We start from the raw sequence: 11,974 nt of genomic DNA, 5'->3' as shown, positions 1-11,974 counted from the left end.
CGCTGAAATGAATTTAGGCAACGTTTAGGCCTAAAGCCTTTTATCATAAGGCTTTGTTTGTGTTTTTAATGCTTTGAAAGGAGCTGATCAACAGAAAAAGCACTACACCGTTTTTTTACACCAAAGGTTTAAAAATGTGATTGTTATCCCTTGTTTTATAAGGGTTTATACGATTTTTGTTGAAATGGTTTACAAATTGCGAATCTCATGTGATATTGTAATGCGGAGCTCAGGGAAACTGTCTCCCGAACCCGGTTAAATGGGGATGCGGTGACAGCGGTACGGCGCTCATGACATCCTTAATTTTGCGCGATCCTGCGGTTAGTGCCGGCGCGTTTTGATTTTACTGTCGTTCCGAAGAGAGAAATCCGGGACGGTTTATGACTGCGGACGGAAAGCAGTCCCTGTTTGCGGGGCTCCCCGGTAAGGCGGCCCCTGAAGATTTTAATTGCTGGTGAAAAATGACTGAAAAAAATACCCGTGCCAATAGTAAGAAGAAGGGCGGCGCCGAGAGCAAGGCACCGCGGAAGAACTCCGGATCCGCTCCTAAGGGAAAAAGGAACGTTAAAGCGCAGCCGGCTCCGCGGCTGGGCGGCTCCACTATTAAAGGATTTTCTCCCTTAAGCGGTGCTCCGGCCTCGGAGGCGCCGGCTCTCCCGCAGGAAACCGCAGCCGCGAAGAGGCCCGCTCCGGCTCATGAAAAAGCTCCTGCTCCAAAGGACTCCCGGAAACGCCGCGCCGGAAAGACAGCGCCTGAGGCGGAGCAGGTACCCCATTTCTCCGGTGAGACAGAGGTGTCCCCGGGGGCGCAGGATTTTACCCTAGCCAGCGAGGATGCCGCGCTTTCGGAAAATGACGAACTCAATGATCTTCTGGACGGCATGATGGATGGCACCGCTCCGGTGCAGAGCTTCCGGGAAGCTCCGGAGCATGATCCCGGGGCTTCCGGCCCTGAGTCCCGGGGAGATCCGAAAAATGCTTCGGCGATGCCTGATGCTGCCGGCATGACGGAGAATCTCTCTCCGGAGGATCTGATTATACTGGCGGCCGGCAGCGCGGAACTCGATGCTAGGGATCCGGGCAGTAATCCGGGAAACAGCCTGAGCAAAGAATATATTTCTAAAATTCAGAAGCATATTACTTCGCTGTCTGGCAAACAGAACAGCCGTGTTTCGCCTGATCTTGTCAGGGGAGTCATAAAGAACGCTCTTGATACGGGAACCATGAAGTATGTCGCGAGCGGCAGGGATCGCTGGGTTCTGGTTTCGGCCGCAGAGGTTACCGCCAGAGTGGTTTTTGATAATGAGCAGTTCGGCCCCAGTAAAATGGATTGCATGTATGTCATGCGGGCGGAGCTGGAAAACGGCGCCCTCACGGAGATCAGAAACCAGAGCGGCATGCCCTTGTTTCACGGAGATCTGATTAAGGGATGTTTAAACGCCCGGAAAACAGTTTTTTACGTAAGCAGCATCGCCGCATATCATAATTCCGTGGTGGGCCGCGTCATGAAGCGCTATAAGGGAGCCGTTTTAACAGCGGACGATCCCCGCTTTGGCGACTGCCATTTTGTTTTTCCGTCTGCCGCCGACCTTGGAGATGCCGTTATGGGATCCGTGGTGATCTGCGATATCACGGAGAGAGAAAGCCCGAAATCCTTTAAGGTCAGAACCGCCCGGGTGCTGGGGGATTTGGGACAGCTGGACGTGCAGATCCAGCTCGCGGTGCTCCGGAGCGGCATTCCTCATAAGTTCGGCACTAAAGTTATTGAGCAGACCCGGAATATTCCGGATGAGGTGCCGGAAAGCGACAAGCAGAACCGCCGCGATATCCGGGATCTCCCGCTGGTAACCATTGACGGCGAGGATGCCCGGGACTTTGACGATGCGGTGTACTGCCGCCGGGAGGACGGAGGCTTCCGGCTGTGGGTGGCCATTGCCGATGTGTCCTATTATGTCCGGCCGGATACCCCTCTGGATGCCGAGGCAGCCAAAAGAGGCAATTCCGTTTATTTTCCCAATTATGTGGTGCCCATGCTCCCGGAGAAGCTCTCCAACGGTCTTTGCTCCCTGAATCCTCACGTGGACAGGCTGTGCTTTGTCTGCGAGGTGTTTGTGTCCAAGTCCGGCGACCTCGGCGAGTATTCATTTTATCAGGCAGTCATGCGCTCTCATGCCCGGCTGACCTATACCAATGTGGCCGCCATGATAGACGGACAGGAGCCGGAGGATGAATTTAAGCCGCTTCTGCCTCATATCAGAGACCTTCATGATTTGTACCGCGTTCTAAAGGAAGCCCGCCAGAGACGGGGCACGGTGGATTTTGAGAGCGAGGAGGTGCGCTTTGTTTTTGATGAGAACCTGAAGCTCACCAATATCGTTCCCTTAGTGCGCAACGATGCTCACATGCTTATCGAGGAATGCATGATCGCCGCCAATATCTGCGCGGCAAAACTGGTGAGCGAGGCTCAGGGACACACCCTGTACCGGGTGCATGCCGCGCCGTCGATCTCCAAGCTGGCCTCCTTCCGGGCCTTTATTGAGCCTCTGGGATACCATCTGGACGGTGACGACCATCCTGAGCCCGCAGATTATGCCCGGCTGGCGGAGAGCTTTAAGGACAGTCCCAACAAGAAGCTTCTCAGCGTGATGATGCTGCGTTCCATGTCTCTGGCCGAGTACTCTCCGGTTAACCAGGGCCATTTCGGGCTGGCCTTGCGCCACTATGCGCACTTTACCTCTCCGATTCGCCGTTATCCGGATCTGGTGCTGCATCGCGAGATCAAGCATCTTCTGGGGGAAAGCGGCCATTCCTGCGGAGCCCGGTCATTCCAGGATCCGGAGCTTCTCAAGATCGCCGAGCAGTGCAATGAAACCGAGAGAAGGGCGGACAGGATCACGGGAGAGGTGGCCCGGTCTCTCAAGGCCCGCTTTATGGAGCAGTTCCTGGGGAAGAGCCTGCCCGGGGTTATTTCCAATGTGGAATCCTTCGGCATATTTGTGGAAATCCCCCGCTTCCATGTGGACGGCCTCGTGCATATCACCGCCATGGGGGTAAGCGATTATCTGATCTATAACCGGGACAGCTGCTCCCTGACCGGAGAGGTAACCGGCATTTCCTTCCGCATCGGAGATCCGGTTACAGTCAGAATCGATGAAGTGGATGTGGAATCCGGAAAGATCAATATGACCCTGGTTTCCGGCAAGGGCCGGAAGGGCAAAAAGAACCGGACTCCGGAGACCGCCGGGAATGCGGGAACCAAGTCCGGCATTCCGGTTCCGGAGATTACCGCTTCCGGACTTGCGGGAGATGAAGTGAACCAGAGGATCGTTGCTTCTCTGGATTCCTGGAGTCAGAACATCTCCGGCAGGAATGACGGGGAGAATAACGGCGAGACCGGATCTGCCGCCGGAGATTCGGCTGTTTCCGAAGCCGCATCGGCGTCCGCAGCAGCTCCGGCTCCGGAAAAGATCCCTCAGGCTTCCTCCGCTGATGCCGGAAAGAAGGAAAAGACCCGCGGCAAAAAATCCCGCAAGAAGGAGAGCGAAAACGCTGTTCCTCCGGAAGTTGCTCCAGCAGATAAGCCTGCTCCGGAAAAGATCACTGCCGCTCCTTCAGGTATAGATGATGCAGGACTGGAAAAGCTTCTGACCGCAAATCCGGAGTTCCGGGAGACCTATGCCGCCTACCTTAAGGAAAAGGAGGCTCTCAGCGTTCAGGAGGAGAACGTCCGGAAGCAGCAGGAAAAGGTCGAGGAAATGCGTCAGGCATTAATCAGGCACTTTGTAAGCACAGTGCTGTAATGAGAGCGGGCTGCTCTCGGACGCCGTGTCCGCGGGCGGCCCTTTATGGTTTTCCGGAAGCGAGATCCGGATTTTTTGTTTTTTATCGCGTTATCCGTTCATAGCTGTGAAAGCGGCAGTAAACACTGTGGTAAGGGAAGCCGCGAAAACAGTTATGCAGAAACAGTTGTAAAGTTGAATTTTTAAGGTGCTGATATGAGCAAACAGGAATATGTATACGGTATTCATGCCGTGAAGGCTCTTCTTGAGGAGGAGCCCGAAAGAATCATTGAAGGCTACGCGCTCCGGGGGCGGGACGATGCCAGACTTCAGGAAATCATTGCCGCTTTCCGGAAGCTGGATCTCAGGGTTACCGAGGTTACCAGAAAGGCTCTGGATGAAAAGGTGTTCGGCGGCACCCATCAGGGGATCGTGGTACGGGTAAAATCCCTGAAGGAAAGAGGGGATAACGAGCTCTGGGATTTTCTGGACGGCCTCGGGGAAAAGCCCTTCCTTCTGATTCTTGACAATGTCACCGATACCCACAATCTGGGAGCCTGTCTCAGAAACTGCGACGGCGCCGGGGTGGATGCGGTGATCGTACCCAAGGATAACAGCGCTCCTCTGTCTCCGGCGGCCAAAAAGGTGGCTTCGGGAGCAGCGGAGACGGTTCCGGTTTTCTACGTCACCAATCTGGCCCGCACCATGCGGGAGCTCAAGGATCGCAACATCTATATTGTGGGCACTGCCGGGGAAACTGACAAGATGCTTTATGACGCCGATCTTAAGGGAGCTCTGGCGGTGGTTATGGGAGCCGAGGACACCGGCATGAGAAGACTCACCCGGGAAAACTGCCATGAGCTCGTGAAAATCCCCATGTACGGCAAGGTTACCAGCCTTAATGTTTCAGTTGCCACCGGAGTGGTGCTTTACGAGGCGGTGCGGCAGCGGCTTCCGGAACGGAAGCAGTAAGCCGGGCCGGATCGGCCGGAGAAGATATTGTGACCTCTGACAAATAATTCTTGCTTTTAGAGAATGGTATCCTTATAATCCGCACGTCGGTCTATCTGTAATTTAGTTCCTTGCCTCAAAAGCAGACCGAGCTAAGAGGCTGTATCCGTAAGGAGCATGACAAATGCGTCATTATGAAATCGTAATAATGGTTCATCCTGACCAGAGCGAACAGGTTCCGGGCATGGTTGAACGTTATGTTGGCATTATTGAAAAAGCCGGTGGAAAGATTACCCGCAAGGAAGACTGGGGGCGTCGTCAGCTTGCTTATCCTATTGAAAAGCTGCACAAGGCTCACTATGTGCTTCTCAATGCCGATACTGATCAGAAGGTTATAGACGAGCTCTCTAACCTCTTCCGTTACAACGATGCAGTTATCCGCTGCCTCATCACCCGTACCAAGGAAGCTGTTACCGAGCCTTCTCCGATGTTCAAGGCCCGCGAGGAGCGTCATTCCCGCGACAATCGCGATGCTGATGATGCTGTTCAGGCTAACGAAGCCGATGAAGCAGCTGCCGTAGCTGAAGAAGAAAACCAGGAATAAGGAGCGAGTTTATGGCACATTTTTTCCATCGTCGTAAGTTCTGCCGTTTTACTGCAGATGGCGTAACCGAGATCGATTACAAGGATCTGAACACTCTTAAGAGCTATGTAACTGAGTCCTACAAGATCGTTCCGAGTCGTATTACCGGCACCCGCGCCAAATACCAGCGTCAGCTGGCTGTGGCTATTAAGCGTGCTCGTTACTTGGCGCTTCTCCCCTACACTGATCTCCATGCTTCCAAGCAGGGCAAGTAATCAGCAGGGTGTGAAGGCCTAACTCTGTTTTATTTTTATTTCGAGGAAAGGTAATGGAAGTTATTCTTCTTGATAAGATTGCTCACCTGGGCGGACTGGGTGATCAGGTTAAGGTTAAGAGCGGCTTTGCCCGTAACTATCTCATCCCGCAGAAAAAGGCTGTAATGGCCACTGAGGCTAACAAGAAAAAGTTTGAAGAGCAGCGCGCTGAGCTGGAAGCAAAGATTGCCAAGGAATTGGCTGATGCTCAGGCTCGTTGCGACAAGATCGATGCTCTGGGAAGCATTGTTATTGAAGCCAAGGCCGGTGATGAAGGCAAGCTCTTCGGTTCTGTGGGCACCCGCGATATTGCCGAAGCTATGCAGAATGCCGGTGTTGAGGTTCATAAGAGCGAGATTCGTCTTTCCGAAGGCGTGCTCCGTTCTACCGGCGAGTATGAGATTGCTATTTCTCTGCATCCGGACGTTAAGACCGCTATTAAGCTCAATGTAGTTCCTGCCAAGTAATACTTGCGGCAGCGACTAACCAAGGGAGAGGTTCAGGCCTCTCCTTTTTTTGTCACTGCGATGCCTGCTCCGGCGGAGATCGGGGACTTGATGCCTGGAGGCAGGGGCTTTTACCCCCTCAAGGGATTATTCCCCCGTAACTGCCTTTTAAGGCATAGTTACGGGGGAATAATCCCTAAGAGGACGGGGAACTGCGATGGAATTACCGGATTCCCTTAGCGATAAATCGCTCCGAGAACTGGTTGTTATAGAGTGTGACAATTATCAAAAAATGCGGATTTTTTGTCCTTAACTATGTTTTCAGAGGCAGTTACGGGGGGAATGATCAGGAATCAAGCATTCATATGAAGCGGATTCGCTGCCTTCTTTTGGTGATAATTCATCTGAGATTGGTCTTTTAGAGTGTGATATTTATCAAAAATCATGAATTTTTCCTCCGTAACTATATTCTATAAGTGAGTTAAGGGGGAATAATGCATAAATGGGCAGTGCAATCAGGCATTCAGACTTTTGGCCCTGAGCTAATGCAAGCAGGCGCTTTGCCGCATAATCAGAGGGAAGCAAAGATGCAAACAGGCAATTTTATCGGCAGAACCGAGGAAATCAGGCTCTTGGAAGCATACTGTTCCTCAAATAATTCCGAACTTGTGGCAGTATACGGGAGAAGGCGTGTTGGCAAGACCTTTCTTATCAGACATGTTTTCGAGGGGCGTTTTGATTTTGAATATACTGCAAAATACCGCAGTCCTGCTAAAGTGCAGATCCGGGAATTTCAAAGAGAACTCTGCAGACTTAGCGGTAATTCCGCAGGGAGCGCGGGGGACTGGTTCGAGGCGTTTCAGAATTTGCAGGACTTTCTCATCAGTCTTGGAAAGGAGCGGGTGTTAGTTTTTATTGATGAACTGCCGTGGATGGATACGGCAAAGAGTGATTTTCTGGCAGCCTTTTCTTCTTTTTGGAACTGCTGGCGGAGCGCGGACACGCTTCTTAAGGTGTATGTATGCGGGTCTGATGCAATTTGGATGGTGGATAAATTTATCGGAGACCCCGGAGGGCTGTACGGCAGAGTAACCAGATCCGTATATCTCCCGCCGTTCACTCTTCTGGATACAGAACACTTCCTTAACGATATCAAGGAAATGCATTACAGCAGAAAACAGGTGCTTGATACCTACATGATTTTTGGGGGGATTCCTTATTACCTGGCCATGCTGGATCGGGAGAAACCGTTATCCCGGAATGTCGATGCCCTGCTTTTTGCTGAAAATGCTCCTTTAAGACCGGAGTTTGATTTTATATTCCGCTCCCTGTTTAAGGACAGCAGTAATTACAGACGAGTGGTTGAGACTCTGGCAGCGAAAATGACCGGGCTTACCAGAGAGGAAATTAGCAAAGGCTGCCGGCTTTCCGGAGGCGAACTCACCAGAATTCTGAAAAATCTTATTTCCTGTGATTTTATCAGAAGCTACACAGCTCCTCGGAAAAAGGAAAGGGCGAAGCTATACCAGCTTACGGATATGTTTTCTTTGTTTTATCTCCGCTTCATAGGAAACGGCACTGCCGGCCAGGATGAGAATTTTTGGACGAATCTCGGCAAGACCGGGGTAAAAAACAGCTGGGCCGGGTACGCCTTTGAGCAGGCTTGTCTGCATCATATCCGGCAAATCAAGCTGAAACTGGGTATTTCCGGAATTCTAAGCAATGTTTATGCTTGGAGTATGAAAGCATACACGGATGCAAATGGCAGTCATTGGGACGGCGGGCAGATTGATCTCATAATTGACAGAAAGGATGAAGTAATGAACTTGTGCGAAATGAAATGCTCATCCGACAGTTATGAAATTGATGCCGGGTACGAATCTTTAATCAGAAACCGCATAGAGACGTTCCGGCATGCGGAAAAAACTCGCAAGGATCTCAGATGCACCTTCATTACCCTGTATGGGGTCAGGAAAAACAAACACAGCGGTATCGTTGACAGCGAGCTTGTGCTGGATGACCTGTTTGCCTGAGATTAACCTCCAAGAATCGACAGGTACCGGATTTATCGGACTTTAACGGATGATTCCCCCTTAACTATGCCTTAAAAGGCAGTTACGGGGGAATCATTTTTTAGGGAGCGAGACGTTGTGCGGTTCTGAATGAGATTTGCGGTGAGCAATGGCAAGAAAGAGCAATCGGGGAGATTAGGGGTTTATGCATGATGGATATCATAGTATGGTTAAAAATTATTCTTTAACCAGAATGTTTAAGAGTTTCTGTGTTACAGTGTCAGAAGCAGGCATGGCTGAACAATAGCTGCCACCGGAGATGAATTATGGGCGTATTTCGGGGAGATATGAGATGCGTGAAAATGTAAAGGTTGCAATATCTGCTGACTTTTTTAATGCTTTTGCGGCGCTGCCAAGGCAAATACAAGGCAAGGTCACAGATTTTCTGAATAAGTTTCACAATAATCCGACGGCCCCGGGGATTAACTATGAGAAGCTGAACGCCTGCAAGGACAGGAAGCTCTGTTCTGTGCGCATTGATAATACTTACCGGGGCATTGTGGTGAGACAGCCGGAAACCGGCGTATACCTGCTTTTATGGGTGGATCATCATGATGAAGCCTATGCCTGGGCCAGAAATAAAAAATGCGAGGTCAACCCCATAACCGGGGGGATCCAGGTATACGAAATGCAGATTATGCAAAAAGCCGTTCCCGCCTCTTATGATGTCATGCTCTTTTCAAAAGCGTCTGACGGAGATTTGTTAGAGCTTGGAGTCCCGGAGGATATGATATCCTTCGTGAGGAGCATCGGAACGGTTCAGGAATTTTATGACCGGAAAAGCCTTTTTCCGGCTGATGCCTTTGAAAATCTCTCGTGGCTGGCGGAAGGCATTCCGGTGGATGAAGTGAAGGATCTTTTCAGGCATGATGACGAAGCAGGAAAAGTATCTCACAGCCTTGCAGATGCTTTGGAAAATCCGGAAACCCTGAAGTCTTTCGTTGTGGTTGAAGGGGAAGACGAGCTTAGGCGCATTATGGCGGAACCTCTGGAGAAGTGGCGGGTATTTCTCCATCCTGCCCAGAGGAAGATTGTTAACAGAACCTATAAAGGATCTGCCCGGGTGCTGGGCGGAGCCGGAACCGGCAAAACTGTTGTTGCCATGCACCGGGCAAAGCATCTGGCCACCGGATTGAAGGACAATGAACGCATTCTTTTTACCACTTTCACGACCAATCTGGCCTCTGATATCAAGGATAACCTCAGAAAAATCTGCACACTGGAAGAGCTTCGTAAAATTGACGTCATTAATTTGGACGCCTGGGTCGCTCAGTTTCTCCGGGAGCAGGGATGTTCAGCTGAGATTATCTATGGTGAGCGGCTGAGTAAGCTGTGGGAGGATGCGATAGCTGACAGCGGTGCAGATACCAGCTTCTCAGCGGGGTTTTATCAGGAGGAGTACACCCGTATTGCAGCGGCTCAGGAAGCATTTACTCTGGAGAAGTATTTAAAAGCATCCAGAAACGGCCGCGGCACACGTCTTGACAGAAATAGTCGCATACAGGTCTGGAGAGTGTTTGAAGCCTACCAGAATCAAATGAAGGAACAAAATGTCCGGGACATTAACACAGCTATGTATGAGTGCCGTTTGCTGCTGGAAACATCCTGCAAGGAAAACAGGTACCGTCATGTGATTGTAGATGAATGTCAGGATTTAAGCGTGAACGGACTCAGGCTGCTTCGCGCCATGGCCGGGGATGAACACAATGATGATCTCTTCATCGTTGGCGATGCTCACCAGCGGATATACAAGAATCGGGCAGCCCTCAGCCAATGCGGTATCAATGTGCGCGGCCGCAGCAGCATTCTTCGCATTAATTACCGCACTACCGAGGAGATTCGCCGGACGGCATTTGCCTTTTTGAACGGAATTACCTTTGATGACCTGGATGATGACTATGATGACGGTGAAAAGTGTCAGTCACTGACTCATGGAGAAAAGCCGCAGGTGCTGTCTTTTGCTAATGCCAGCGAGGAGTTTGCCGGTGTCCTGCAGAAGATCCGGGGTTTGATTGCCGGCGGGGTTTCGGATAAGAATATCTGCGTGGTTGCCAGAAGACGCATGCTTGTGAAAGACTACATAGCGAAGTTTACTGCAAATGGTCTCAGATGCTACGAGATTAGCGGAAGCAGGGCTGATGATCGCGAACAGAACGGTATTCGCGTAGCCACCATGCATAGGGTTAAGGGACTGGAATTTCAGTATGTCTTTGTTGTGGCTGCCAACAAAGGGGTTCTTCCGCTGGCTCTGGCAGTAGATCATGCAGATGCCGTAAGCAGACAGGAAAACATGACTGCTGAGAAGTGCTTGCTCTATGTTGCATTGACCAGAGCGCAGAAAGGAGCTTTTATTAGCTGGTATGGTCAGAAGTCAGAGTTTTTGTAAAGCTTATGACACAGCAAACAGACGGGCTTTTACTGCTTTGGCGTTTGTATGGGTGATTTTTTGAAGGCGCGGCAGGGATTGCGCTCCGGAATCAGAGCAGAGATACGAGGAGTTTTCAATAGCGTTTCGTTACCTTACATGCTGTTTGGAAGACTGAAATCGTGCCCAAAGTCAAAAAATGATGAAAACTGATGGTAAAACTGGTTACTTTTTAACCAATGTGGTCAAAAAAGCAGCAAAAAAGCCCCAAAAAAGAGAAAATTTAAAAATTTTTTAAAAAAGTGTTGACGAGGTTCAAAAAAACTCTAAAATACGCATCACTTGCTCAGCACGAGCAAGAAGTTCTTTAACAAACAGCTTAGACAATCTGTGTGGGCACTCGGCAGAAATTATCGGAAAGCTAATAAAAGAAGTCTCGATAATTGAACTGCGGAGTGAACAACGAAACAGTTAAATTCATTATTGAGCAAAAAAAGCAAACTTTTAAATTGAAGAGTTTGATCATGGCTCAGATTGAACGCTGGCGGCAGGCTTAATACATGCAAGTCGAACGGTAGCAGCAGGAAGGCTTGCCTTTCTGGCTGACGAGTGGCGGACGGGTGAGTAATACCTGGGAAACTGCCTACAAGAGGGGGACAACACCTGGAAACGGGTGCTAATACCGCATAAGCCCTGAGGGGAAAAGGATGGGAAACCATGCGCTTGTAGATGTGCCCAGGAGGGATTAGCTTGTTGGGGAGGCAAAGGCTCACCAAGGCGACGATCTCTAGCTGGTCTGAGAGGATGATCAGCCACATTGGGACTGAGACACGGCCCAAACTCCTACGGGAGGCAGCAGTAGGGAATATTGCACAATGGGGGAAACCCTGATGCAGCCATGCCGCGTGTGTGAAGAAGGCCTTCGGGTTGTAAAGCACTTTCAGCGGGGAGGAAGACGGGAGCTCCAACAGGGCTTTCCGCCGGACGTTACCCGCAGAAGAAGCGCCGGCTAACTCCGTGCCAGCAGCCGCGGTAATACGGAGGGCGCAAGCGTTAATCGGAATAACTGGGCGTAAAGCGCGCGCAGGCGGTCATGCAAGTCAGATGTGAAATCCCGGTGCTTAACGTCGGGCGGTCATTTGAAACTGCATGACTAGAGTACTATATGGGAGGCTGGAATTTCAGGTGTAGCGGTGAAATGCGCAGATATCTGAAAGAACACCGGCGGCGAAGGCGGGCCTCTGGATAGTAACTGACGCTCAGGCGCGAAAGCGTGGGGAGCAAACAGGATTAGATACCCTGGTAGTCCACGCCGTAAACGATGTCAATCAGGAGTCTGTTCCGAAGAGAACGGGTTCCGCAGCTAACGCTTTAAATTGACCGCCTGGGGAGTACGGCCGCAAGGTTAAAACTCAAATGAATTGACGGGGGCCCGCACAAGCGGTGGAGCATGTGGTTTAATTC

Annotated in this window: 7 protein-coding genes and 1 rRNA gene; all 8 read left to right on the top strand. The window is 50.8% G+C overall.

Annotated features, from left to right (window positions below):
* Window positions 1-461: 461 nt before the first annotated feature.
* Complete coding sequence (gene rnr / locus ACJROR_RS08670; RefSeq protein ID WP_406546778.1) at window positions 462-3,800, top strand: ribonuclease R; 3,339 nt, start codon at window positions 462-464, stop codon at window positions 3,798-3,800.
* Between the two features lie 195 nt (window positions 3,801-3,995).
* Complete coding sequence (gene rlmB, locus ACJROR_RS08665; RefSeq protein ID WP_406546777.1) at window positions 3,996-4,751, top strand: 23S rRNA (guanosine(2251)-2'-O)-methyltransferase RlmB; 756 nt, start codon at window positions 3,996-3,998, stop codon at window positions 4,749-4,751.
* A gap of 163 nt (window positions 4,752-4,914) precedes the next feature.
* Entirely contained in the window at window positions 4,915-5,334 is a 420-nt protein-coding gene (gene rpsF / locus ACJROR_RS08660) for a 30S ribosomal protein S6 (protein ID WP_406546776.1), read from the top strand.
* An 11-nt stretch (window positions 5,335-5,345) separates the two neighbouring features.
* Entirely contained in the window at window positions 5,346-5,588 is a 243-nt protein-coding gene (gene rpsR / locus ACJROR_RS08655; RefSeq protein ID WP_406037948.1) for a 30S ribosomal protein S18, read from the top strand.
* A 53-nt stretch (window positions 5,589-5,641) separates the two neighbouring features.
* Entirely contained in the window at window positions 5,642-6,094 is a 453-nt protein-coding gene (gene rplI, locus ACJROR_RS08650; RefSeq protein ID WP_406037950.1) for a 50S ribosomal protein L9, read from the top strand.
* 566 nt (window positions 6,095-6,660) lie between these two features.
* Entirely contained in the window at window positions 6,661-8,106 is a 1,446-nt protein-coding gene (locus ACJROR_RS08645) for an ATP-binding protein (protein ID WP_406546775.1), read from the top strand.
* Between the two features lie 331 nt (window positions 8,107-8,437).
* The gene (locus ACJROR_RS08640) at window positions 8,438-10,531 is read left to right on the top strand and encodes a UvrD-helicase domain-containing protein (RefSeq protein WP_406546774.1); all 2,094 of its coding nucleotides are present in this window, start codon (window positions 8,438-8,440) and stop codon (window positions 10,529-10,531) included.
* 485 nt (window positions 10,532-11,016) lie between these two features.
* A 16S ribosomal RNA gene (locus tag ACJROR_RS08635) occupies window positions 11,017-11,974 on the top strand; the annotation flags it as partial.

The sequence above is a fragment of the Succinimonas sp. genome (genome assembly GCF_045225735.1).
Lineage (GTDB): Bacteria > Pseudomonadota > Gammaproteobacteria > Enterobacterales > Succinivibrionaceae > Succinimonas.
Note: the sequence above shows the minus strand (reverse complement) of the source record. Positions and strands in the feature narration are given on the sequence as shown.